Origin of the sequence: Paenibacillus mesotrionivorans (assembly GCF_046098205.1) — a bacterium.
In the GTDB taxonomy this organism is placed as follows: Bacteria; Bacillota; Bacilli; order Paenibacillales; family NBRC-103111; genus Paenibacillus_AR; species Paenibacillus_AR mesotrionivorans.
Map to the genome: position 1 here is coordinate 137,314 of NZ_JBJURJ010000016.1, position 25,484 is coordinate 162,797.

The 25,484-nt window shown below is 48.8% G+C and carries 22 protein-coding genes, 1 riboswitch and 1 other annotated feature; of the genes, 4 read left to right on the forward strand and 18 right to left on the reverse strand.

What is annotated here, in order from left to right:
• Positions 1–38 precede the first annotated feature (38 nt).
• From ACI1P1_RS22520 to ACI1P1_RS22545, 6 genes are all read right to left on the reverse strand, one after another.
• Positions 39–3,113, reverse strand: a complete 3,075-nt coding sequence (locus tag ACI1P1_RS22520; RefSeq protein WP_416218698.1) for a 3-keto-alpha-glucoside-1,2-lyase-like domain-containing protein — start codon at positions 3,111–3,113, stop codon at positions 39–41.
• A gap of 225 nt (positions 3,114–3,338) precedes the next feature.
• Positions 3,339–3,887, reverse strand: a complete 549-nt coding sequence (locus tag ACI1P1_RS22525; protein WP_416218699.1) for a hypothetical protein — start codon at positions 3,885–3,887, stop codon at positions 3,339–3,341.
• Positions 3,888–4,065: 178 nt separating this feature from the next.
• On the reverse strand, positions 4,066–5,556 hold the full coding sequence (locus tag ACI1P1_RS22530) for a DHA2 family efflux MFS transporter permease subunit (protein WP_416218767.1): 1,491 nt from the start codon (positions 5,554–5,556) through the stop codon (positions 4,066–4,068).
• 387 nt (positions 5,557–5,943) lie between these two features.
• Positions 5,944–6,381 carry a DUF6376 family protein gene (locus ACI1P1_RS22535; RefSeq protein WP_416218700.1) on the reverse strand — a complete coding sequence of 146 codons (438 nt, stop codon included), beginning with the start codon at positions 6,379–6,381 and terminating at the stop codon, positions 5,944–5,946.
• A gap of 85 nt (positions 6,382–6,466) precedes the next feature.
• Positions 6,467–8,131, reverse strand: coding sequence for a glutamate--tRNA ligase (gene gltX, locus ACI1P1_RS22540; RefSeq protein WP_416218701.1), 1,665 nt, complete (start codon positions 8,129–8,131; stop codon positions 6,467–6,469).
• 49 nt (positions 8,132–8,180) lie between these two features.
• Positions 8,181–8,420, reverse strand: a binding site (T-box leader).
• Positions 8,421–8,482: 62 nt separating this feature from the next.
• On the reverse strand, positions 8,483–9,370 hold the full coding sequence (locus ACI1P1_RS22545; protein WP_416218702.1) for a fructose bisphosphate aldolase: 888 nt from the start codon (positions 9,368–9,370) through the stop codon (positions 8,483–8,485).
• Positions 9,371–9,553: 183 nt separating this feature from the next.
• Between ACI1P1_RS22545 and ACI1P1_RS22550 the strand changes: the two genes are divergently transcribed.
• Positions 9,554–10,039 carry a prolyl-tRNA synthetase associated domain-containing protein gene (locus ACI1P1_RS22550; protein WP_416218768.1) on the forward strand — a complete coding sequence of 162 codons (486 nt, stop codon included), beginning with the start codon at positions 9,554–9,556 and terminating at the stop codon, positions 10,037–10,039.
• Between the two features lie 52 nt (positions 10,040–10,091).
• Here the strand turns inward: ACI1P1_RS22550 and ACI1P1_RS22555 are convergent, their stop codons facing one another.
• Positions 10,092–11,069, reverse strand: coding sequence for a hypothetical protein (locus ACI1P1_RS22555; RefSeq protein ID WP_416218703.1), 978 nt, complete (start codon positions 11,067–11,069; stop codon positions 10,092–10,094).
• A gap of 351 nt (positions 11,070–11,420) precedes the next feature.
• On the opposite strand from ACI1P1_RS22555, the gene ACI1P1_RS22560 reads away from it, so the two are divergent.
• Positions 11,421–12,410 carry a tyrosine-type recombinase/integrase gene (locus ACI1P1_RS22560; protein WP_416218704.1) on the forward strand — a complete coding sequence of 330 codons (990 nt, stop codon included), beginning with the start codon at positions 11,421–11,423 and terminating at the stop codon, positions 12,408–12,410.
• Here ACI1P1_RS22560 and ACI1P1_RS22565 read toward each other — a convergent pair.
• Positions 12,392–13,015, reverse strand: a complete 624-nt coding sequence (locus ACI1P1_RS22565) for a VanZ family protein (RefSeq protein WP_416218705.1) — start codon at positions 13,013–13,015, stop codon at positions 12,392–12,394. The genes ACI1P1_RS22560 and ACI1P1_RS22565 overlap by 19 nt on opposite strands.
• A gap of 175 nt (positions 13,016–13,190) precedes the next feature.
• Between ACI1P1_RS22565 and wrbA the strand changes: the two genes are divergently transcribed.
• Positions 13,191–13,811 (forward strand): NAD(P)H:quinone oxidoreductase, encoded by a 621-nt coding sequence (wrbA, locus tag ACI1P1_RS22570; protein ID WP_416218706.1) that lies wholly within the window; start codon positions 13,191–13,193, stop codon positions 13,809–13,811.
• Positions 13,812–13,901: 90 nt separating this feature from the next.
• Here the strand turns inward: wrbA and ACI1P1_RS22575 are convergent, their stop codons facing one another.
• The 6 genes from ACI1P1_RS22575 to ACI1P1_RS22600 all read right to left on the reverse strand — a co-directional run bounded on the left by ACI1P1_RS22575 (position 13,902) and on the right by ACI1P1_RS22600 (position 19,760).
• On the reverse strand, positions 13,902–14,162 hold the full coding sequence (locus ACI1P1_RS22575) for an ATP-binding protein (protein ID WP_416218769.1): 261 nt from the start codon (positions 14,160–14,162) through the stop codon (positions 13,902–13,904).
• 12 nt (positions 14,163–14,174) lie between these two features.
• Complete coding sequence (locus ACI1P1_RS22580; protein ID WP_416218707.1) at positions 14,175–15,287, reverse strand: histidine kinase dimerization/phospho-acceptor domain-containing protein; 1,113 nt, start codon at positions 15,285–15,287, stop codon at positions 14,175–14,177.
• Positions 15,274–15,972, reverse strand: a complete 699-nt coding sequence (locus ACI1P1_RS22585; protein WP_416218708.1) for a response regulator transcription factor — start codon at positions 15,970–15,972, stop codon at positions 15,274–15,276. The genes ACI1P1_RS22580 and ACI1P1_RS22585 overlap by 14 nt, the downstream gene beginning before the upstream one ends.
• A 65-nt stretch (positions 15,973–16,037) precedes the next feature.
• Complete coding sequence (locus ACI1P1_RS22590; protein WP_416218709.1) at positions 16,038–18,044, reverse strand: serine hydrolase; 2,007 nt, start codon at positions 18,042–18,044, stop codon at positions 16,038–16,040.
• 174 nt (positions 18,045–18,218) lie between these two features.
• A complete protein-coding gene (locus ACI1P1_RS22595; RefSeq protein WP_416218770.1) occupies positions 18,219–19,115 on the reverse strand; it encodes an EamA family transporter in 897 nt (298 codons plus the stop codon).
• Between the two features lie 165 nt (positions 19,116–19,280).
• Positions 19,281–19,760 (reverse strand): recombinase family protein, encoded by a 480-nt coding sequence (locus ACI1P1_RS22600; protein WP_416218710.1) that lies wholly within the window; start codon positions 19,758–19,760, stop codon positions 19,281–19,283.
• A 207-nt stretch (positions 19,761–19,967) separates the two neighbouring features.
• Between ACI1P1_RS22600 and ACI1P1_RS22605 the strand changes: the two genes are divergently transcribed.
• Positions 19,968–21,431, forward strand: coding sequence for a SulP family inorganic anion transporter (locus ACI1P1_RS22605; RefSeq protein WP_416218771.1), 1,464 nt, complete (start codon positions 19,968–19,970; stop codon positions 21,429–21,431).
• A 60-nt stretch (positions 21,432–21,491) separates the two neighbouring features.
• On the opposite strand, the gene ACI1P1_RS22610 is transcribed toward ACI1P1_RS22605, so the two are convergent.
• The 4 genes from ACI1P1_RS22610 to ACI1P1_RS22625 all read right to left on the reverse strand — a co-directional run bounded on the left by ACI1P1_RS22610 (position 21,492) and on the right by ACI1P1_RS22625 (position 25,468).
• On the reverse strand, positions 21,492–21,941 hold the full coding sequence (locus ACI1P1_RS22610; protein WP_416218772.1) for a DinB family protein: 450 nt from the start codon (positions 21,939–21,941) through the stop codon (positions 21,492–21,494).
• A gap of 115 nt (positions 21,942–22,056) precedes the next feature.
• Complete coding sequence (locus ACI1P1_RS22615; protein WP_416218711.1) at positions 22,057–22,599, reverse strand: GNAT family N-acetyltransferase; 543 nt, start codon at positions 22,597–22,599, stop codon at positions 22,057–22,059.
• 151 nt (positions 22,600–22,750) lie between these two features.
• Positions 22,751–24,235: an amino acid permease gene (locus ACI1P1_RS22620; protein ID WP_416218712.1), complete on the reverse strand. Its 1,485-nt coding sequence runs from the start codon at positions 24,233–24,235 to the stop codon at positions 22,751–22,753.
• A 153-nt stretch (positions 24,236–24,388) separates the two neighbouring features.
• Positions 24,389–24,606, reverse strand: a riboswitch (Lysine riboswitch).
• A 130-nt stretch (positions 24,607–24,736) separates the two neighbouring features.
• Entirely contained in the window at positions 24,737–25,468 is a 732-nt protein-coding gene (locus tag ACI1P1_RS22625) for an HAD family hydrolase (protein ID WP_416218713.1), read from the reverse strand.
• Positions 25,469–25,484 lie beyond the last annotated feature (16 nt).

The following is a 25,484-nucleotide window of genomic DNA, read 5'->3' on the forward strand; positions in this document are numbered from 1 at the left end:
CTTATCTTTCCCGGCAGGTCCCTTGCGGTTTATTCGGTTTATTGGCCTCTTACCAAAGCATCATCAAAAACCACATCTACAGAGGTTGTCCGGAGGCCTACCTTGCCTGTTGTTAATTCGGTAACCGGATTGGTCCATTCCATTTTCAGCGCTCCATCCACATAGGCCTTGATATTATTGCCTTGAACGGCTGCTTTAATGGAATACCACTGTTTTGGAGTAGCTGTGAAGGGAGTGCTGGATACAGCGGTCAAGGTTCCATCCACACATTTAAAGAGCTCTAAGGTGCTCGCGGAGGAATTGACCCGGTACATATAATAATTGTTGGCATCCTTGACCCGGAAAACAATCCCCGCATTCGCATTGGAAATGGGAAGCTTCACCTTGGCTTCGAACACATAATCCGTCCATACGCTGCCCGCGGTGATCAGAGCTGCTGCCGATGCCTTTTGGGCCAGCACCTTGCTGCCGTCTGTTTCCACGCTCCATGTTCCTCCGGAGGGAGTCCATCCTGCTGTATTGCCATCCTCGAAATTGTCGCTGAACAAGCTAACCGTAAATCCGGGATTGGGCACAGGCTCATTTACATCCGTGATTTGGACCGTGAAGCTTTTCTCAACAAAGAGTCCGCCGGAATCCAGGCTTCTCACCCGGATGCTGTAGCTGTTTTTGGCCTCGTAATCCGGCTTAATCCCCAGGATCAGAGATCCCTCAGATATAGTAAAACTGCCGTTGTCTTTGTCCCCGTTGCCTGCCACCAGCGTATAGATAAAGCTTTCGCCAGAGTCCGGATCGGTGCTGGAGAATATGCCTACCATTCCTCCTGCCGTGGTGTTTTCGGGTACGCGGCTATTGGACAAGACGATGTTTACAGGCGAATGGTTAATGGCCATCACAACAGCATCATCATATAGCACGTCCACAGAGGTTGTCCGGAAGCCCACCTTCCCAGATGTCAATTCGGTAACCGGATTGGTCCAATCGGTTTTTAGGGCTCCGTCCACATAGGCTTTGATTGTATTCCCTTCTGCAACTGCCTTAAGGGTATACCACTGCTTCGGCACAGCTATAAAATCGGTGCTGGACACCATGGTCAAGGTTCCATTAATGCTTTTGTACAGCTCCAGAGTTTTGGCCGTTGAATTGATGCGGTACATATAGTAGTTATTGGCATCCTTCACCCGGAAGGCAATACCCACATTGGCATTGGTGTAAGGCACCTGAACCTTGGCTTCAAAGGTATAATCCGTCCAGGCGCTGCCTGCCGTAATAAGCGCTGTCGTCAGAGCCTTCTGGGTTAACACCTTGGTGTCATCCGTAACCACATTCCAGGTGCCGCCGGCGGCCGTCCATCCGTTGGCATTTCCGTCTTCGAAATCGTCGCTGAACAATGGGGATTTGGAGTTAGCAATGATCACGTTTTTCACATTTTCGTTGGCGATGTTAATATTCAGGTCATCTATGCTTGTGGCAAGCTTGCCTCCGACATACACATCCGTGAACGTGACTCCATCAATGATCCCGCCGTTTGTGACATTCCCCGAAAGTCTGGAATTTTGGCTTCCCGTTTCCCGGACGTTGACATTTCTGACCAGCACGCTGCTCACATTGCCGGAGGTGCTGGTGGACAAGCCCAGCCAATAATTCCCGAATTGATTAATGCCGACACGCTCGATATCGATATTCTCAAAGGTGATCCCCCTTGCCCAGCCTTCTTCAGGTAAAGTGTTGCTGGTATACCCGTGATCCACCAGCAGCGCTCTTGCGCTCTGATACACATACGAATTCCGGACGGTGACGCCTATCTGTGGTGTGCAGATGCCCATGCCGATCTTGAAGGCTACGCACCGGGTCCACGCGAAGCAATCCTCAAACACCACATTTTCCAGATGCTCGATGGCGCCCGGCCAGTCCTTGGACATGCCTTTTTGCGGCCAGGTTTTAGTGGAATAGGTGTCGTCATCCGATATAGCAATGGCATGCTTGACCAATACGTTCTGGCTTTCGTTAATGTCCAGGGCGTCATTCTCGATTTTGTACAAATCCTGGAAACCCTTGTAATTGGTAATGGTCACGTTATCGGAACGGACCACCATGAACATCCAGAACCCGGCGTCCCGCAGGATTAAACCGTCAAAGGTAAAATTGCTGGTTTGAATGGGAACCAGCAGATTATTCAGGAACCCTTCCCCCTGCTTATGGGTTGCCGGCGGAGCCGTCATTATACGCTCCCGCATTTCAATTCCTTTGCCGTCAATGGTTCCGCGTCCCCGTACCGTAATATTGCTGGAGTCCACAGCGGTCCGGATAAAATAGGTGCCGTCCGCATTGCGGGAATCCTTCCGAAAGTCATTCCGGTAGTCCTCACCCCTGCCGGTGCCGACAATAACGGCGCCTCCCGCCAAGTAGAAGGTTACATTGCTTTTTAACGTAAGATTGGCGCATTTATAGACGCCGGCCGGAATGAATACTGTGCCTCCGCCTGCCTGATTGGCATCGTCAATGGCCTTCTGGATAGCAGTAGTTGCCATTGCAGAACCCGTACTGTTGGCATTATAGGGAGAACTGGTTACATTGTAGATGCCCGGGCCCGAAGAAGCGGGAATATCCGTTTCCAACGGATCCGCGGCAATGACGATTTTCTTGAGATTGTTAATTTTAACGATGACATAGGTGGAGGAGGTCAAGGTAAAGCTCAGCTTTTTGCCGCTGACGGTCCCTTTGATGTTCTTGGACATGGGGCTGATGGAAAAGGAGGAGATATTTTCACTTGCCGTAACCTCAAGATTGATGCTTCCGGAAAAAGAAAATTGCGCATAGTCATAATCCCCCACATAGCTGATTACCGGCACATTGCTGCCGTTAACTTGTAAGGAAAATACACTGGAGGCGGTGTAAATGGAGGGCATGGGATAGTTCTGCAGCACGGTAGGTCCTGCCGCAGCTGCTTCCAATGAAGGCTCGGAGGCGTCCATATTCTGAAGCGGAGCTTCGGCGCCTGCAGAAGTGGTAATGAATTGCTCAAACGTTTCTTCCGCAGCGGCCATCTGCGGGATTAAACCTGTGAGCATAACGGTAAGCAATAAGACAATCAATAAACTTCTTTTCCTCATAAATGCCTCCCAGAATCATTTATTTGTCCGTCCTATTTCTGCTTATTGTCTTATGTAAGCGTTGACAGTAATGCGCACAATAAGCAGGCCATCCTAATCACGCCACTTCCTAAATTCACCTCCTTGTTTTTAAGAGAACCACCCATATATTGTAATTCCGTTTCCAAATAAAAGGAGTGGGGTAAGCCCACTCTCAAGGGAAACTATTGTACTGCTCTTAACCTATCATTTTTCGAAGAAATTGAAGTTGTAGTCATGTCCGCATCTCATCCATAACATTCCCCACGGATCCCAATTGGGTGGCCAGAAAAATATCCGATTGACACGGACTCCATTAGTATCAAATATCTCAATTCCGATTGTACCGGCTTGCCCGCCGCCACTTGTATCGTTGTTGCCGTTACGAAAATATCCGGCTGCACTTGCACGGGGTTCAATAATGCCGGAGGTGAACCGGATATAAGTGCTGGGTGCGGCTACAAATAAATTCCAATTTTCTGCAAAGGTTCGATTCGGATTCCACCATGTCTGTTTTCCATAAGAACGAAGATAAACTCTTATCTTGTATCTGCCGCTTTGGTTATTAAACCTGATATAAGACTGGCCCCATTGGAGAGTATTGCAGGTACTGGTCTGGTCACAGCCGCACCTGCTTCTCCAATTGGGATTTCTCGTAGCAGAGGCATCATAGCTGAAGCTGACCGCTGTACGAAATACAGTTCGCCGGGAAACATTTTTGGGCTTTGCTTTTTTAATGGCCATTTTCTTTTCCAATGGTTTATCCCTCCTATTAATCTATTCGCTTAATTATATGAATGGAAGAATAGAAGGGTTCTATGGATTGACCCATAAATTGTTTTTTTTGACCGAAAAATGCCAATGTCCATGCCCAGGCTTGAATATAAAAAAACCCGTCCATAGGGACGGGCGAATGTATGATTCTATTCTTCTATCAATGCCCCACGTGCTTTGTAGCGTGTTTGCCTACCTTCACCCGCTTCACGAAGAAGGAGATCGCAAGGCCAAGCAGACATAGCACCATAGCAAACATAAACGCATTCTGTACGCCGGAGGTAAAACCTGCCAGCTTTTGCTCCGGGCTATCCGGGTTGGTCACACCCTTGAGATAGCTGGATTGTCCTGCGGCCAGGATGCTGACGGCTACTGCCGTGCCGATGGCGCCGGAGACCTGCTGCAGAGTGTTCATAATCGCTGTACCATGCGGATAATATTCAGGCGGCAGCTGGTTCAGTCCATTGGTTTGGGCCGGCATCATAATCATGGAGATACCGATCATCATGACAATATGCAGGGTAATAATCATTCCCAGGGATGTCCCCGGATTGATACCTGTATACATATAGAGAGCTGCCGCGACGATAACCAGTCCTATAATCACAAGCCATTTGGGGCCAAATTTGTCAAACAGACGTCCCATCACCGGAGACAGAAAGCCGTTGAGCAAGCTTCCGGGCAGTAATACCAGCCCTGCTGTCAAGGCGCTGACGGCCATCCCTTGCTGCATGTACATGGGGAGAATCAGCATAGATGACAGCAGCATCATCATTGCTATGAAGATCAGGATCAGTCCAATGGTGAACATGGGGTAGCGGAAGGCACGCAGATCCATCATCGCCTCTTTCATCCGCAGCTGTCTGATGCTGAATAGCAATAAGGACACTGCGCCTACTACCAATGTAGCGATGACCACCGGACTCGACCAGCCGCCCCCGCTTTCTCCATGGCCTCCTGCACTGCTGAAGCCGTATACGATACCGCCGAAGCCCAAGGTGGATAAAATAATGGACAACACATCAATTTTAGGCTTCGTCAGCTTGGAGATATTCGGGAGGAACATCAATCCGCTGACCAAGGAAATCAGGAAAAACGGCAGCGAGATCCAGAAAATCCAATGCCAGCTGAAATTGGCCAGAATAAGCCCTGCAATGCTGGGTCCGCTTGCGGGAGCAAACATAATCACAAGGCCGATCAGCCCCATGGCGGCGCCGCGTTTTTCAATAGGGAAAATCACGAGGATTGTATTAAACATCAGCGGCAGCAGCAAGGCAGTACCCACGGCCTGCAATACTCTGGCTACCAGCAGAATTTCGAAGCTGGGAGCCATGGCCGCCACCAAAGTGCCGGCAATGGAGAAAATCAGCGATGCTGTAAACAACTGTCTGGTAGTAAACCACTGCAGCAGCAAACCCGAAACAGGCACTAGAACGCCTAGCACCAGCAGATAACCGGTGGTTAACCATTGAATGGTGGTGGGCCCAACCTGGAGCAAGCCCATTAACGGAGTTAATGCTACGTTTAATGCCGTTTCTCCAAACAGGCCGATAAAACCGCTGAGCAGCATGGCGAACAAAATCGGGAATACTTTATACTGCTGTGCTTCTTGCTCTGTATCTCTTTCTTTCACGGCTGTTCCAGCCTTCATGGAAGCCTCCACGATTCCCATCCTCCCGTATCTTGTCTCTCTCTTTGTATGTTCAACCTCAAGGGTCTATCTAATTAAAGCAACATCGCGAATTTTTGTCAATCGTGTGACAAAATGAGGAACTTAAAAGCGCGGGAAGAGGCCGTCGTCTCCGTCCGCTAACGAATCTCACACACGCTACTTTGCCAATATCGGACATAATAAAAATCTAACGAACCTGTAACACGCTATTCGCCCGTTTGGAAGGGTTTCCGCACAAATTCGGACAAATAGCGTGGCTAGGATTCGTTAGATTCTTGAAATGCCCTCATGTGATCAAATAGCGTTGCACAGATTCGTTAGAGCTACTTCCAGTTAGCTTTCGCACAGCCCCTACTAAGATGAGCTTTACAGCCCTAAATTCTCAATACGGTTCACTAAGCCGGTTACATCCTGGATGGTGTTTACGATTTCGGAGTTCTGAAGCTTATCCAGAGCAAGGTGGCCATTCTCCAAAGCTTGATTCACTTCGTCCAACAACAGCTTGTTTTTGTCGGTGAGCTGCTGGTGCAGATCCTTGGCAATAGCCGGAGCGTTGGCTGCATTAAATTGAAGAATATCTTCCTTCACCTTGATTACCCGATCCTCCAGCTTCTGAAAGGTTTCCGGATTGGTAGCGGCCTCCTTCATCATCTGTGGCGCCTGCTCGGCAAATTGGGCCAAGGAATTCATGTAGGCTTGAGTCTGCTCCACGTATTGGACAGATTGGTTGGCACCTTCAATTACCGAGCATGCTCCTAACAGCATAGTGGAAAGGATCAATAAGAGTATCGGTGGTTTTTTCATACCATTATCTCTTCCCTTCTGTTCTATGTTGGTGTTTGTTCACTAATACGCCACAATTGAGAATTGGTTTCATTTAAAAGCTAATTCAGCTATTTTGGGCCATAAACCGCCGCATACGCTCCACAATCCGCTGGTTACCCATTACTTTCATGAGGTCATAAAGATCAGGCGTTTGGTTCCTGTTCGTCAGCGCAACTCTGATTACCATGGCGATGTCCCCTACATGACCCTTATATTGCTCAGGGTTAGCTTTATATTGCTTCATATCCTTGGCATAGCCCAAGTCCGCGGCAAGACTTTGTATTTCGCTGAACCAAACCTCCCTACCGCACTCCAATGAGAACAAATCGCTGTATCTTTGGATAATTGTTTGCGCTTGATCCATACGTATGGAATCCAGATGTAAATAGCCGCTTGATGCATCCTCCTCAAACCACCCATCATAAAAGTAAGCAATCATGGGTTTGATCTCGGACCATTTAGCATAATCCTTCCTTGGTTTGGCGCTATTTCTCCCTATACTTAAAATCTTCAAGGTGTATTCTTTGTCCTTTTGAAGGGTTTCGAATAATTCAGAATCAAACTCCTTAGACCACTTGTACAATAATTCATAAACATCTTCGCATGTGAGCCTTGAGATGACCTCCTTGCTGGTATCATTCAATTTATTCATGTCCAACAAAGCACCGCTGGAGTTCATTTTATCTGTCGAAATCAAATATTCATGGTAAGCCTTTTGCGGATTCACTGTTCTCCACTCTTCGAATCCGGAATTGATCAGATTCATGAAATATTCACCTAAAGCAAAACCAGGATAACCCTGTGTTTTGTAATATTCCGCAGTTCCATCAAGATCCTTCCTTTTGCTGAATTTGCGCTTAGAGGTTCCCTCCAGCTTCATAATTGGGGCGATATGCCCGTACTTCGGCAACGGAAAACCAAGGAGTTCAAACAGTTGAATATGGATGGGCAATGAAGAAAGCCATTCATCTGCTCTAATCACGTGGGTGGTTCCCATTAACCGGTCATCGATGGCATGGGCAAAATGATATGTCGGCAGGCCATTTGTTTTCATGATCACAATGTCCTGGTCATTCTCGGGGAACGCAATCCTGCCCTTCACCAGGTCATAATGAATGACTTTTTTGTTGGGACTGCCGGAAGATCTCAGTCTGATCACAAAAGGCTTGCCTAGAGCAATTTCTTCCTGTGTTTGTTCGAATGTTATGCCTCGGTGTTTAGCCCACTCGCCGTAATAACCCGGTGTCGCCTTCGAATTCTGTTGGCTTTGCCTGATCTGGTTTAAATCCTCGTCATTACAGAAGCAGGGATAAGCCAAACCTTCCCTGATCAAGTGCTTCAGAAATACACGGTAAATTCCATCACGTAAACTTTGTTTATAAGGTCCGTAGCTACCAACATCTTCGCCCGATAAGAACGGTCCTTCATCCCATTGGACTCCAAAATAAACCAAGGATTGAAGGATATTTTCCACACCCCCAGGTACTTCGCGCTTTTTGTCCGTATCCTCGATTCTCAAATAGAAAACACCGTTGCTTTGATGAGCCAGTCTTTCCGAAATTAATGTCGCGTAAAGTCCGCCTATATTCAATGCGCCTGTTGGGCTTGGGGCGAAACGTGTAACCCTTGCTTCTGGAGGCAATTCCCTTGCGGGATACAATGAAAATATATCCTCCGGTACCTGAGCAACATCCGGAAACAACAATTCTGCCATCTGTTGGTGTGACATCTCAACTTTCTCCTCCCGGTTAAAATCAAAAAAGCCCTTCATCCTTCTGTTGAAGGACGAAAGGCTATGCTTCCGCGTTACCACCTAAATTGGTTTAAAAACCCGCTTTGTACGCAGCACGAAGTACAATGGCTGCTGCAATCTTTAACGGGAAACTCCCGGCAGACTTACTCCTGCTTTCAGTCCGCTGCTCCAAGGCTTCATTCATTAATGCCGGATACCCACTTTCACCGTTATGGGCTCTCTGCGATCCGGAGGATTAATTACTCTTCCTTTTCCCTGCATTTAACAATATGTGGATGTTATAAGATACTATAATCCATAAATTCCCTGTATGTCAATACACATTCCTCAAGTAATCGACGCCTGATAGATGGACTGAATGGAACGGGTCAAGGTGTCATTAAATTGTTCATCCGTTTGCGGATCGGACAAGCCTTCTGCCAAGGCGCGGGAGAAGCTGGCGATCAGGCCGTGATTGCGGGCCAACAGCTCATTGGCTTCCTCGCGGCTGTAACCGCCGGACAGTGCCACGATTCGGGCCACATGCGGATCGGCAATCAGATCCCGGTAGAAATTATCCTCTGTGGGAATAGACAGCTTCAGCATGACGGTTACATCCGGAGCAAGGGCAGACAGCTGCTTCTGGATCTCCCGCTTTAGGATCCGTTCCGCTTCCTGTTTTTCCGGGCTGTTGATATCAACCTCCGGTTCGATAATCGGAACAAGTCCGGCCGACCAGATCTGCTGCCCCAGAGCAAATTGCTGTTCCACCACCTGGCCAATGCCCTCTTCATTCGCCTCGTGAATAACGGAGCGCATTTTCGTTCCGAAAATATGCCGCTCCACCGCACGACGGAGCAGATCATCAAAGCCGGGAATTGGCTTCAACAACTGAACCCCATTGCTTGTCTCCGCCAATCCCTTATCCACCTTCAGAAAAGGCACGATGCCTCTTTTTTCCCAAAGATAATCGGCTGTGTACAATCCGTCAATCTTGCGGTCCATAGTATTTTCGAAGAGGATGGCGCCCAATATGTATGCCGCGTCGAAAGCCGGGCTTTTGATGATGCGTGTCCTCATTTCATGAACCAGCGCAAACATCTCCTCATCACCGGAATAACGCTCCGACCCGATGCCATAGAACTGAAGAGCCTTGGGCGTACTTCCCCCGCTTTGATCCAGTGCTGCGATGAATCCTTTACCTGTACGGATCCGTTCCATTTGCGTTTGATTCATATTAGACGTTCCTCCCTGGTGGTTTGGTTTTATGTTGTCCATCGCCATACTGTATTTAAACCGGAATCGACGGAATGAAGCAGTAGAATACATCGAAATTATATATAATGAATCGTTCCCTTTCCTCTTCAGGGACAACCGAGTACAATATGGGAAAACAAGGAATGGAAACTGGTGATTCATATGACCCGTCTGGAAGTTTTGGAAATGCTGGCCGATTTGAAAATATCCCATCAAATAATAGACCATCCCGCGGCCTATACGGTTGAAGAAATGGATGACCTTGCTCTGCCTGATACGCATCAAATTGCCAAAAACCTGTTTCTCCGCGACGATAAAAAGCAGCACTACTATTTGGTGTCCATCCAAAAGGATAAAACGGTAAATCTCAAGACGCTGCGGAGCTTGCTTGGCACCAGACCCCTAAGCTTCGCTTCGGAAGAGGAGCTTTCTGCCTATTTGGGTCTAAAGAAAGGTGCCGTTACTCCATTTGGACTGCTGAATGATGTGGAGCAGAAGACCTGCTTTGTGCTGGATCAGGATTTACTGATGCTCCCCCGAATCGGTGTACACCCCAATGAAAATACGGCTACCGTATGGCTTCCTCCGGAAGACTTAGTGACGATCATGGAATCCAGGGGGAAACTGGTCCGGACCGTACACGTATAAATAAAACAGCCGCGCCAACAGAAAAATCTGTTTGGACACGGCTGTTTTTCTTCTATTCGGCGCTTGGGTTCAAACGCCCCGTTAACCAATCCTGCAGGGACAGGCCCTCCTGTTCCGCTCTCATCAGCAGTTCCTTCCTCTCTTGCTCCGAGACAAAAAAGGTAACGGGAACCAGCCCGGTATCGATAAGCGTACCGTCATACTTGGATATAACCTCACCCGATTTGATGAACAGCTTCAGCTTATCGATGAGATCCGGGTGTGTGGCAGGCATTATCCCCAACAGGACAGATTTTCTTACTTCAAGGAGAATATGTCCGTTATTCAGTGACAGCTTCATATTGGCAGGGCCGGTTTGCTTGAAAAACTCCTCTATAATAGTGTAAATAATGGAGTCCTGTGACTGGGGTTTCGGAAATTCGAATTGGGCATAGCCGTATCCGTTAACGGCCTTGCGTTCGGTGATTTCGATTAAGGGCTTCCAGCCTTGGCGGCGCGCTTCTTCGTAGCTGAGGGTTTCCCCGTCCCCTGTTCTCAGCTTGGCTTCGATTTTCTTATTGTTCAGCCGCTTTAACTCCATCACCCTGGCCACAGCGCCATCCTTGCCGAAGGGCTGGTACAGGAAGACCCCGCTTTTTTTATCGTAAATGGCATCCGACTTCCCGGAGTCCGGATGTTCGTTTTGGTAACGCTCCAGTTCCTCCTCTTTAATGAAGAAAGTCCGTTTGCCCCTGTATTCCTCCTCATAATAACCAATCAAACCATCACGGATCAGCTTATGGATGAAGGTAGGGGATCTACCCAGACGGCGTCCTGCCTCCACTGAGGTCAGATCCTGTTTTACGTAGTTTCTCTTGAATGTCTCGACATCTGTTGCCCGGAACCGGTAACCTCCATCTCCACGATGGGTAGTTCGGTTCACGGGCTCCAGCCGTTTCTCCGTCTGCTCATGATTGATGATCTTGTAAAGAGAGGTGGTGGTGATACCAAGAAATTTCGCTGCTTCTGTCAAGCTTATGTATGTTTCCATTATCGTTCCTCGCATGATTTTGTTTTATATTACTATAAACAATTACGAGAAATTTTTCAATTGACTGTTTCAATTGAACATAACCTTTTAATTTTAGTAACATTTTAATTATGAATGCATACTTTATGTACAAACTAAAAGAATGTACCGTTATTTTCGATTGGGCTATAGAAGTCACTTTTTATACATGAGTTTCCCTTTTGAAGATAAGGTTTGGTATAATAGAAAAGTTATTTTATGTTCAGGCGGTGATGGATTTTGAATGAATTAACTATACGAGGTAAACCAGCATTTTTTTCCTCAGATCATATGATATCTGGTGAAGCGGCTGTTGACCTGGTTGCAACTTTGATGAACAGCCATTATTACCTTCACCTTCGTGAAAGCATATCTGCGTATGAGGATGAAGATGGGAATTACGATTACTCCGGGATTTCGAACCTAGGGATGGTCTATCTGTATGTCCATAACCGGGAGAAAAAGAGGAAGGACAAAACAAAAGAGGATTATGTGCGCACCCTGACCACTTTCCTGGTGGATATGTCTGAATCGGGTAAAGGGGATATCCGGGAGCTGTCCCGTTTTGATATGGAGATGTTTCAGGCACGATTGGAGCAGCGTTACCCGAAATCCAACACTCAGGCGAAGAAGATCGTCATTATTCACTCTTTCCTGACCTGGTGTTATGAGGAGGGTTACCTTCAGAAGAATATTGCACGGGGCCTGCGGCAGGTGGCAAAAATCAAGGAGGAGATTCCCGAACGGGATATAGAGGAAGCGGATCTCCGGTTAGCCATTGAATTTCATAAGGAAAACCCCAAGGTGCAGTCCCTCCTCCTCATTTTGGCCACCAGTGGTATGCGGCTAAACGAGGTGATCCTGCCCCGTTGGGGGGATTTGTACTACGATCGGAGCCGGAAGCGGCATTATCTGATCACGCGGACCAAAGGGGACAAGCTCAGGCATGTCCATATCAAAGACTACGCCTTGGAGGTTCTGATGGAATACCGGCGGCGGGTCGGGTTACCGGTGGTGTTGAGCAGCGGGGATGAATCCCCCTTTTATCCCAACCGTCACGGCAAACGGTACAACCTGACCAGTTTGTCCACCTACTTGTCGGAGCAAATGGCTGCCGCCGGGCTTACCACGGTACATGGGAATCGGGTCACTCCCCACTTCATGAGGCATTATTTTGCCCAAACCTCCTATGCCAACGGTGCTCCGCTGGATTGGATTTCGGAGACTGTGGGCCACTCCTCCACCAAAATCACGAAGGACAACTACCTCAGCCGCCAACTGAAAAAAGAGCGGGATGTCAGCGATTATGTGGACTTATCATAGATAGCCTGGCGGACTGGACCGTTTCGCATTTTCTGCTGCCGGTAAGCCAATTCTATAGAAAGCTTTTTTTGCTTAGCGCTGGTTAGAACTGCATCAAGCAGACTGAACCCGGCCAAACCTCCCAGCGTGTTATGCAGAAGGTCATCTAAATCAAAAATTCCTCTGGCGGTCAGGAGCTGTGCCGTTTCCACACCAAGGGATATGAGAAACGAAACCATCACAACCGGAACTGCCCGTTGAAACTGTTTTCCCAGCAAAGGCAACAAAAACCCTAACGGCATAAACATGATCAGATTAAATACGATCTGCTGGAACTCACCGAAAGAGCGGTTGTTCCATGCAGCCACATACCCGCTGAACAGCCAATAATTGATCCGCCCTCCGTAATGGGCGCCGCGGTCAAGCAATGTTAAGCCAACTACCAGTGTCAACCAGGCTGCCAGCAGGAAAACTGTTATACCCTGCACGTTGGTTATGGTGTAAAGGCCACCTTTTTTGCGATAGAAATAATACCCTAATAATAGAATACCGACTGTTATAACCCCTGCACATCCCGCAAGGGAAGCATAAGGCAAGATCGTCGTAATAATGCTGTTGAGGTCCATTATACTCCCTCCTTCTGTTCTGGTTTATTTAGTCTAGCGCATAAGCATTGCTTTCCTCTAAATAAACCATTAACAAACTATTAAGGTTGTTGTTCCGGAGAGCTCCTGTATAATTAAATGAGAATGGGATATATTTACTTAAGGTTTTCATTTCATTGAAAAGGAGCCGGGTAAAATGTCAACAGTCAAATTAGCGGTGATTTATTACAGCACCACCGGAACCAACTATCAGCTAGCCCAGTGGGCAGCTGAAGCCGGCAAACAAGCTGGCGCGGAGGTAAAGGTTCTGAAGGTTCAGGAGCTTGCCCCGCAATCCGTTATCGAGGGCAATCCTGCATGGAAAGCACATGTGGAAGCGACCAAGGATATTCCTGTTGCTACCCCGGACGATATCGTTTGGGCCGATGCGATTATCTTCAGCACCCCCACCCGCTTCGGGAATGTGGCATCGCAAATGAAGCAGTTCCTGGACACCACCGGCGGCATCTGGTTCCAGGGTAAAACCGTCAATAAAGCGGTGAGCGCCATGACCTCCGCCCAAAATGCCCACGGGGGCCAGGAGCAAACCATTCTGCAGCTCTATACAACCATGTACCATTGGGGAGCCATTGTAGTAACGCCTGGATATACAGACGCCGCGGTATACGGCGCCGGCGGCAATCCGTATGGGACAAGCGTGGCGGTTGACCAAAATAACAAGATTGTAGGAGACACCGCGGCATATCAAACGGCTGTTGCCCATCAAACCAAACGTGTCCTCACCATAGCCGAATGGATCAAAAAGGGAAATCAATAAAAAAAATGACCGGGTCATGGGACATGAACCCGGTCATTTTTATTGTTTAAGAATCAACAAAAAAAGCCTTAAGCCAACCAACGGCCAAGGCTAATACGGATGATCACAGGGAAGGCTGATCCGGAACAGGGTTGAATACCGGGTATCCTTATCCAGCTTGATGGTGCCTCCATGCAGTTCCATAATTTTCTTACAAATCGCCAACCCCAGACCGGAGCTGTCCTTTCCGGATCCTCCACTATGCACAAATTCCTCGAAGATATGCTCTTGAATGTCAGCCTTTACACCGGCACCGTCGTCCCCGACCCAGAGAATAGCTTGCCCTTCGGCTTTTTCACAGGATACGTACAGCGACGTCCCTGGCTAGTTGTGTTTCAGACTGTTGGTGATCAAGTTGGTTATCACGCGGGTCATATGGAGCTGGTCCATGAGCACAAATAACGGCTCCTCTGGAACCTGAACCTCCAACTGGAATCCCTTCTCTTCTATTTCCGGATAGAATTCCACAATCTGCTGCTGGAACCACTTGGTGATATTGACCTTCTCTTTATGAAGAGCAAGCAATCGGTCATCCAGCTTCGCAAGCTCGAACAAATCCTTAATTAAATGGGCCATGTATGCGGATTTATCATAGATGTATTGGATGTATTTGCGTTGTTGGGTTTCGTCTTGAATCTGGTTGTCCAGCAGAAGCTGTGAATAGCCGTAGATGGAGGTAATGGGTGTTTTCAGGTCATGGGATAAATGCAGAAGCAGGCTCTTCTTATTATCTTCCATAGCTTCCTTCTCCATAGAGGTGCGCTGCAGGCGCTCCGCCATCCCGTTAAAGGCTTCTTGAATTTCAGCGAATTCTTTCTCCGCCGAGTAGTCCAGGCGTTTGGTATAGTTAAACTGCTCCATCTCTTTAATGCCGTCCAGAATTTGCCGGAGAGGCTTCTTGACCTGACGGACCGAATAACGGGAATAAATATAATTAGCTATAAAAAGAAGCAGAGCAAACAAAGCAAAGAAAATCCCCAGCGCCGCGGAGATTTTGCCCAACGGCTCTGGAATTTTCCATAGAAGTGTATAGGGCTCGCCATTAGGTTCTTCCACCGGATAGGCATGATAGCTGATGGAATCATCATTTCGTTCCAGATCCATTTTCGCATAGATTTGTCCCGCCGCATATTGCATAATCTGATCCTTCTTATTGCCTTTTACGAAGATCACTTCTCCTTGCGCATTCACAATTTCGAGCCATCCACCATACTTGTCCAGCAGCTCACCGCTGATATTTTCGAATGGATATCGGTAAATATCCGAGCCGTCCACTGTTCTAAAGTCCAGCGGATCAATATAACGGTCCATCACGAAATCAGCACCGAACAGTGACAGAATCATCGTCAAAAACAGCAGGCCGCTTATGACCATATAGTTGTGAAAGAACAGTTTTTTTAGCGGCCGCCTGTGCGGCAGTCCTCTACCCTTTTTCAAACCGGTAGCCCAACCCCCTTATGGTTATCAGAAACACTGGCTTTCTGGGATTATCCTCGATTTTTTCCCGCAGCTTGCTGATATAGACCATGATGATGTTCTCATCCCCCAGGTATTCCTCTCCCCAGACCTGCTCGTAAATATGGGCTTTGGTGAAAACCCGTCCCGGCTGTCCCATGAGCAGCGCAAGGATTTTGAATTCAAAGGACGTCAGTTCCTTGATCATTCCCGATTTATACAGCTTGCAGCTCTTTACATCCAGCTTGATATCGCCGATTTCAATTACCTCTTGATCCTGCTTTTCGATCCTGGAAAAAGCCTCCAAACGTCTGAATATGGCTTGAACCCGGCTTATAACCTCCAGCGGATTAAAGGGTTTTCCGATATAATCGTCTGCCCCAAGCTGCAGGCCGAAAATTTTGTCCATATCGTCCGATTTGGCGGATATAAATAGAAACGGGATAGGCGAATGAGGACGTATTCGCTTCAACAGCTCCAAACCGTCCATTCCCGGCATCATAATATCGGCAATCACCAGATCAATGCTTTCTTTCTGAAGTGCTTCCAGCCCCTCATGCCCATTGCTGGCCGTTAGGGTCTGATAGCCGTTATTATTCAGATAGATGGTCAATAGCTCTTGAATTTCAGGTTCATCGTCAATGATGAGAATGGTCTTCAGCTTCATTCCTCCTCTACGTCAAAACAACCCCCTCCCGCCTTGAAATGCCAAGCAAGAGGGAGATTGAACGATTAAAATAGACGGTCAGCAAACAATGATAACAGTGCAGCCGCTTCTTCCTTCGTCATCGGCTTCTTGGAGTCATAATTGTAAGAGCCGTTTGCGCCTTCAATTGTTTCAGGACCGAACAGCTGCTTACCCACTACAAAACGGACGCCTTCCTCTGCCCAGGAATCCGTTTCCCCGGAAAGGACAGCTTCTTGAGGCTCGGCATGCAGATAGCGGAATGCCATCCGCCATACAATAGCAGCTGCTTCCTGACGCATCAACAGCGCCCGCGGATGAAAGCTGTCGCTTGCCGCCCCTTCAATCAGTCCAAATTCATAAGCCGCCTGAATTTCCTTGGTGTAGGCGCTGCCTTCAAGATCGGCGAATACCGGCTTTTGCCGGGAAGGGGCAATGCCCGCCCACCGGATAAACCAGCCGATAAACTCCTCCCTGGTTATCGCCTGGTCAGGCTTGAAGCGATCTACAGAGCTTCCATCGGCAAGAACCTGCAATTGCTGCAGATGCGTAATGTATGGAGCATAAGCGCTATCCGCTGCAACATCTGCATAAGGATGTGGATTAGGCATTTTTTCGGCCCAGCTGTCGGATTTAATCTCATAATAAAAGGCATCGATTTCTCCGCTGCTGTCCAGCTTGAACGCGGCTCTGGCGCCTTGCTCATCCTGGAACAGAAGCGGCTCCATTTCCTGCAGGATATGCTCGCCCAGCGGGTCCTTCACAATCAGCTTACCGTCGTCAGCGCGGATGCGGCTGGTCCACATCCGGTTGCGCAGGTCGCTATACATGCCCTCCAGCTTCTTCAGATCTGTCCGGGTTTGGCTCTTAGGAGCCTCCGGTATGCTTTGCTGCGGGAAATAGTGCTTCATGAAGGCTTGAATAAAGGGCTGACGGATTTCAATATCCTTGTTTACGGTTAAGAACACGCCAACCTTCTCATCCGGGATCAGCCACATGCCGCTGTGATACCCTTCGATATCTCCGCCTTTTTCTACCACATGATATCCATTGTAATCCTGCTGGGCTGCATATTCAAAGCCGTACGCCATATTCGGCAGTTTAGGATGAATGGCAAGCTGGGGTTTATGCATGTCTGCCGCTGTTTCTTGCTTCAAAATCGTTTCATTTCCCAATGTCCCTCCGTTAAGATGAGCCAGCATGAATTGAGCCATGTCGGAGCCGGTAGTAAGCATTCCGCCCCCTGGAAGCTCTGTTGGCACCGTTGCATAATTAGGCATAGCTTCTCCCAGCTGGTTGTAGGGAACAGCCAGTCCTTTCATAATGTCGGGTGTCAGACGGAAGCTGCTGTTCATCATACCCAGCGGTTCAAAGATATGCTTGTGCACATATTCGCCGAAGGGCTGGTCTGTCACCTGCTCCACAATATAACCTTGAAGGGTGAAGCCCAGATTATCGTAGCGGTAATAGTCTCCCGGCTTGCGTACAACGGTAGGGGTATTGTCCAGCATGTACTGCTTAATAGGGGTCTCTCTCTTCAGATCGTTTGTCGACATTTCGGATGTATCCCCGTAATCGAAGCCGGTGGCATTCGTCAGCAAGTGCTTCATGGTAAGCGGAGCGCCTGTCCGATTGGAAATCTGGACATCTCCGGTATAGGCGGCAATGTCTTGGTTCAAATTCAATTTTCCCTGCTCAGCCAGCTGCATAACGGCTGTTGCTGTAATCACCTTGGAAATGGACGCTACTCGGAATACGGTCCGGTCCGGGTCCACCGGCACCTTTTTGTCCACATCGGCATATCCATAACCCTTCTTCAACAATACCTTACCGTCTTTGACCACAACCAGTGCGGCTCCTGCCAAGCTCTCCTTCATTTCCGGCTGTCCAAAAAAACCATCGGCAAACTGCTCTACCTCCATAGGCACCTGGGGACCGCTTGGAATGGAGGCTGGCTGCACCTTGGCCCCGAAGGCTGTGTTAAAGAGGCTTGCTGCTACCGTTAAGGTTAGTGCGGCAGCCGTCACCCTGGGAAGCCTGGATTTCTTCGTCATTCTCACTTCACTCCTCTGCTTGTTTCTCCCTTACATAGTCAAGAATAAACAAACAGACTTAATCCGGATTCTATGTAACCTTAATGTAATGTGAAATTTAAACACAAACAAACGCCAACCGGACAGTTGGCGCTGTTTCTTAAATGACGATTTATATCTCCTGCATTCCTCGGCTCACGCTGCTTTGGAAATCCGTTCCTTGGCGGAGGTAGAGCTTGCCTTCAATTGGGGATAAGCAATACCCAACAGGATCACCACGATCCCGAGCCATTGCAGAGAGGTCACCTGCTCATGCAGCACCAGAACCGATGCGAATACAGCAACCGGGAACTCCCCAGCGCTCAGAATACTGGCAAGGCCCGGGTTAATCTTCGGCGCACCTAGACCAAACAGCAACACGGGAATCACTGCTCCGAAGGCCCCTAGCAGAACGCCGTACGGCCATATGGCAGGAGTCTCAGCAAGAATCAGGACAACCTTGGGTGTAAAAATGGTCAGCAGCATCAGCAAGCTCCCGGTAGTGACGTAGAAGCTGCGGGCGATAATCGGCAGCTGAGTCTCCACTCTTCCGCTGCAATAGATGAACAATGCCATCATCAGCGCCGCACCCAAACCGTACAGCACACCGGCCACACTCAGATCAAACTGGCCGCCACCGAGTATTCCCCCTGCCAGAATAGTACCGGCAAACAAGATCAGGATGGAGATCAGTGTAGCCTTGGAGGGCCGCTTCCGGGACAGGAATGCTTCAAGCCCCACACCGATCCAGGTAAACTGAAACAAGAGCACAATGGCAATGGACGCAGGCAGTGTCTGCAGAGACATATAATAGAAGACACCCGTCAGGCATGTGCATGCTCCAACTCCCGCCAACCGGATAAATTGCTTGAGGGTTACCTTCGTTCTCGAAAAAATAAGCATGAGACCTAACATCAAAAGCCAGCCAAAGCCGTATTGGCCGCCCATCACATGCTGAATCGTAAAGCCTTCGTTATATGCTGTTTTTACAATGGTGGACAATATCCCAAATGAACATGCGCCCAAAAATACATACAATGAGTTCTTCCACACCTGAATCAATTCTTGCTGCCTCCTTTAAAAAAATATAAAACCACCCTATTGTTTTGGAATCCAAAAAACAATAAAGTGGTTAATTGCGTACATCATTATTCAGTTGTTTTGACCCGTCTTATTATAAGCCGCGGGAGGCCAAATGTAAATACGAAAATGGCAGCACTAACTTTCCAAATAGCGGTAAAGGGTGGATTTACTGATTCCCGTTTCTTCACGGATCTGTGCTAAGTTGTAGGCTTTGCTTTCGTACATGCTGATCGCCCGTTTAATATTGGCATCCAGCTTGCGCGGCCGGCCTAATTTCAGCCCCTTTTCTTTGGCCTCATACATGCCCCGCCTGGTATTTTCACTGATGATGTCGCTTTGGAAATGGAGTAAGGCTTGTACATTCTGATGGAATAGCTTGCCTGATGGCTCCCGTGTGTCGATGTTCTCTTGTAACGATAAGAAAAACGCTCCTTGAGCATGCAACTGGTCTAATGCCTCAGCAAGATGCCTCGTGGAGTCAGCAAGAGAAAATAACCTGCAAACAATGAAGGTGTCACCGGGCTTAAGCTGAAGGAACACTTGCTTTAGAACCACTCTTTTTTTGGGAGAAGAATGCTCCTCCGCATAATAGCTTTCGCAGGGGACCGCCTGCAATTGCTCAAGCTGGCTCCTGCATTCCAAATCATCATGAAACGGTCTGCTGTACCCAATAAGCATGATATAACCCCGATTCGTCAAGTATGTGCCAAAAAGCACGTTCATCCATTTTCCCAAAAAGGGTTTATTTTTGGGAATAATCATGGTACGATCTCTAATGATCATACACGAGAGATAAAAACATTAGGGAGTGAAGAGCAAAGCATGCTGCAGAAAGTAAAGAATGAATGGTTTTCCAATGTAAAAGGAGATATTTTGTCGGGTATTGTTGTTGCGCTGGCATTAATCCCGGAGGCGATCTCCTTCGCCATTATTGCCGGGGTAGACCCGATGGTAGGCCTCTATGCCTCTTTTTGCATTGCTGTGCTGATCTCGTTTATCGGCGGTAGGCCGGCTATGATTTCAGCTGCTACCGGGGCAATGGCGCTTCTGATGGTCCCTCTGGTGAAAGAACATGGTCTCCAATATTTACTGGCGGCAACAATCTTAACCGGGATCATCCAACTGCTGTTCGGTGTGCTCAAAATTGCCAAGCTTATGAAGTTTATCCCAAGACCCGTAATGATGGGTTTTGTCAATGCCCTGGCCATTCTTATTTTTATGGCCCAGGTCCCCCACTTCTTCGGGATATCCGCGATGACGTATCTATTTGTTGCTGTGACACTGCTTATTGTATATGTTTTGCCGCGTTATTTCAAAGCGGTACCTGCTCCTCTCATTGCTATTATCCTTCTTACCGCAGTTGCTATTTGGGGCGGTTTGGACTTGGGCACAGTAGGTGATTTGGGAGTTATTACCCAAACTCTGCCTACCTTTCTGATTCCCGACATCCCGATGAATTGGGAAACCCTGCAGATTATTTTCCCTTATTCCCTTTCCCTGGCGGTTGTGGGTCTGGTTGAATCCCTGCTTACATCAACCATTGTTGATGATATGACCCAAACCGAAAGCGACAAAAACAAAGAAGCCCGCGGGCAAGGCATGGCCAATATTGTGAATGGCTTCTTCGGCGGAATGGCCGGCTGCGCCATGATCGGACAGTCCGTCATCAACGTCAAATCAGGTGGTCGGACCAGATTGTCCACCTTCGTAGCAGGTATGTTCCTGATGTTCCTCATCCTTGTGCTGGGTGGGCTAGTTGTCCAGATTCCCATGCCTGTATTAGCAGGGATCATGATCATGGTTTCTGTTGGTACCTTCGATTGGTCTTCCTTCTCTTATCTCAAAAAAGCGCCCATAAGCGATTCTGTTGTGATGGTCGCTACCGTTCTGATGGTGGTGGCTACCGATAACCTTGCTGTGGGAGTAATTGTGGGTATCGTCTTGAGCGCCATCTTCTTCGCAGCCAAGATTTCCAAAGTTGCGGTAACGAAGCAGTTGAAGGGCAATCAAATTGTGTACAGGGTAAAAGGCCAGCTGTTCTTTGTTTCCGTTGAAGGATTTATCGATGCCTTCGATTTTAATGTGGCGGATCAGGATATCGTGCTTGATTTTACTGATGCACACATTTGGGATGATTCTGGAGTGGGTGCCTTGGATAAAGCTGTGTTACGGTTCCGTGCCGGCTCCAACCGTGTGAGCGTTAAGGGGGTTAATGCTTCCAGTGAGAAAATCATCCATAAGCTGGCAATTTATCATCACCAGAATGCGCAGTTGAAATCACATTAATCTGCAAAAAATCAAAGCACCTTGATTACCGGGACATGCCTGGTGGTAAGGTGCTTTTTTTTACGCAAAATATTTCTTGATGATCCGCATCTGCCCGCGGTGGCTGATTTCATCCTCCATCACATGAACCCACTTAAAATAATGATTGGCCGGTTTATGCCCCCACCAATCGGATACGATGTATAGCCAATCGTCGTGTCTCTCCTGAAGGCCGTTTAAGGTTTTCTGCCGGACATCCTTCAGAATCGTGATATAATCCTGCAGGCTGTAGCCTCTTATTTCCTGACGGGCTTTATCCCCCAGCTCCAGTGCGGCGCCCCACTGTCCGGTTTCCGCTTCATTAAACAGTCTGTTCTCGAAGGTATCGGTCTGGTAGGCAGTTTCTATGGCGGCAATATGCAGAAGCAGCGCCCCGATTGAATTACTTTTGTCATCCATCAGAAAGTCCAACTGCTCGATGGATAGATTGCGGACGGTTTCCAGAGTGGTAGCCCTAGCCCAAGTCATCATAGCGACAAGACGCCCGATATCCCGGGTGAAGCCTTCCTTGTCCTTGACCAAATACAGCTCATTCCTATCGAAACGGGTTAATAAATCATAATGCACATTGCTTCCCCCTCTGATTCTACAGCTGATTCCGGGTTATGCCGTACAAATTGCTGTCCTGCAGCCCTAAGCTGCAGCAATAATAATCCTTCGCATGTCCCTCCAGCACAAAGCCCGATTTCTCCAAAACCCGGCCCGAGGCCATATTGTTCACGGAATGGGACGCTTCGATCCGGTTCAGCCCGATTTCGGAAAGCATATAACGGACCACTGCCCGTACAGCTTCTGTTGTATACCCGTTGGACCAGTATTTTCTGGCAAGACAGTAGCCAAGGACAGCTTTTTGATCATAATCGTTTACATTTACAATACTCACCGATCCGATAAGCTCATCCCCCAATTGAATCCCCCACTGGTAGGTCAGCTCGGACTGGTATCCGCCGAATACTTCTTTAATATAACTCTTGCTGAAGCCGGCACTTGGATGGGGAGACCAGCGTTCGTATTTACAAACCTCCGGGTCACTCATCCACTGGAATACCATTCCTGCATCCTCAGGTTGGATCTTCCTCAGTAGTAGACGCTCTGTCCGGATTTCCTGTGTTCCTTTATGTGTAATCACGCATGTATCCTCTTTTCTTGGCGTATTACTTTATTAATGTCATTCTTGCAGATGAAAATCAACGGAAACTATGATTATAGAAATTCATTCATTTGGCCCTTCTAAACAAAAACAGTGCCTCCCAATAACGGGAAACACTGTTTTTTTACTTTTATACTTCCGAAGTGGTCAAATCGCACTCTTCCAACGGTACAAGCTTGCTCTTCCGGAAAAATCCGTAGCCCAGCCAGATCAGCAGGAACAGCGGAAGGCTGACATAAGAAACCAGAACGCCGTACCAGTCGATGGATCCCCCGGAGAAAGCCCCCATATTCTGGCCAAGCACGGCGATAACGCAGATTACGAAGGCGAATATCGGGCCAAAGGGAAACCACCTTGCCTTGTATGGCAGCTCGTCCAGGGAATGGCCCTGCTTGACGAAAGCGCGGCGGAACCGGTAGTGGCAGACTGCAATGCCCAGCCAATTGATGAAGCCGCACATGCCGGAGGCGTTCAGGAGCCAGTTATAAACAATCCCGTCACCGAAAAAGGAAGCCAGGAAAGCAAGCATGCCCACAGCAGTGGTTACCAGCAAGGCGCCAACCGGAACTCCGCGGCTGTTCAGCTTGGCAAGAGCGCGCGGGGCCATGCCATCCTTGGCCATGGAGAACAATACCCGGGTAGCGGCATACATGCCGGAATTACCTGCAGACAGCACGGAGCTGAGAATGACCGCATTCATGACCGACGCAGCGAAGGCCAAGCCGGCTTTTTCGAAGATAATGGTAAAGGGGCTCACGCCGATATCGTCAATGCCGCCCCGCAGCAGATCCGGGTTGGTGTAGGGAATCAGCAGGCCGATCACCAGAATGGCGAAAATGTAGAACACCAGAATCCGCCAGAACACCTGGCGGATCGCCCGTGGAACATTCTGCCGCGGATTCTCGCTTTCGCCGGCTGCAACCCCTACCAGCTCTGTGCCCTGGAAGGAGAAACCGGCAGCCATAAATACGCCCAGGAAGGCGAAAAAGCCGCCATGGAAGGAGCTTCCGCCAAGCTCGAAGTTGCTAAAGCCCACAGCCTCGCCGCCCAAAATGCCGAAAATCATCATGACACCGACAACCAGGAAAATGATAACCGTTGTAATTTTGATGATGGCGAACCAATATTCGGACTCCCCATAACCCCGTGAGGACAAGATGTTCAGCCCGAACATCAGAAGCAGGAAAAGCAGGCTCCAGATTGTCGAATTGCTCTCCGGGAACCAGTATTTAATGATAACCGTGGCAGCCGCAAGCTCTGCGGCAATGGTAACCGCCCAGTTGTACCAGAAGTTCCAGCCTACGGCGAAGCCGAATGCCGGACTGATGAACCGGGTGCCATAGGTGCTGAAGGAACCGGAATCGGGCATATACGTAGCCATCTCGCCCAAGCTGGTCATCAGGAAGTAGACCATGATGCCAACGGCCAGATAGGCCAGCAACGCGCCGCCCGGGCCCGAGGAGGCAATCGCTCCGCCGCTGGCCAGGAACAGCCCGGTGCCGATGGAGCCGCCCAGGGCAATCATGGTCAGATGCCGGGCTTTAAAGCTTTTGCGCAGTGTCTGGCCGCCGGTACTGCCGCCAGCCGTTACTGCTTGGTTCACTTGCTTTTGCATGAATAGGGACACCCCTTTGTAGTGGTTGTCATGGAGTTCATGAATGGGAGTGCCTGAAGTGCTGGCTGCCGGATACGCAGTCCGAACGCAAAAAAACCGCCGGCGAATGCAGCGGTTCCATAAGTAAGCCTATGGCTGCCGCATCATACTCCCTGTCAAGATAGCGCAACACAAGTGGCGGACAATAAGCCCTGCGGCTTCCGGTCCGTTACAAGTGACAGTTCCGCCCCTTTCGGAAACGGCCCCAGTCCGCACCGCTAGGAGGAGCAGCAGCACGGGCTTCGGCGGATATGCCTTTCCAGCAGGATCATAGACGGCTCTTTAACGTCTCCCCTGATGTACTCTTCACATCCGCGACCTCTACCTCATCTTCAGTATGATGAGGCTATCTTAATTTCATTATGAACACATGGACAGGGATTAGTATAATGCATAAACACCGGAACAAGCAATAACAAATTGCGGAAGGTTGGTGTCAGTTTTACCATTGTTCAAATATATCTATAGGATGACGGGCAGCTCCGCTTCAATCGCAGCCAGCACCTCATCGTAGCTGTTAAACCGGTAGTCCGCCAAAGCGTTGATTTCATCCCGTTCGCCATCGGAATATTTATCGTACATGGCCACTGCCTCTATACCGGCATTATGCGCCGCTTCAACACCCACCAGGGAATCCTCAAAAATCAGGCATTCCGAGGGTGCTGCACCCAGCTCCCGCATAATCCGCAGGTACACCTCCGGATTGGGCTTGATTTCCTTGGTATCCTCCCGTGTATAGAGAATGGAGAAACACTCATCCAGCCTGGCTTTGCCCATGATATTCCGGTTCACCGTCAGATAAAGCTCCAGATTTTTGCGTCTGGTGGCGGTGGCTACCGCCATGACAAACCCCTGTGCTTTCAGCCTGTGCAGCACCTTGTCCGCCCCGGGTTTGTAGTCAATGGTATTCGCCAGGTAATCGTCGGCGATATCATACCGCAGCTTTAATACCTCCTCTGCGGTCCAGGCGTGGTTATACGTGTCCTTCAGATACCGGCAGTATTCCAGATAAGGGTGCTCTGCCTTGCTATTACGCCGCATCACCGCGTCCCGCTGCTTCTGGATCTCGGTCTCCGCCGGTTCTGTGCCGCCGATTTTCCGGATCACCAGCCGGTCCACTTCATTCCACACCCCAACCGAATCCACCAGCGTGCCGTCCAGATCAAACATGATGACCTTTTTACCTGCAAACATGCCGTTCTCCTTCCTG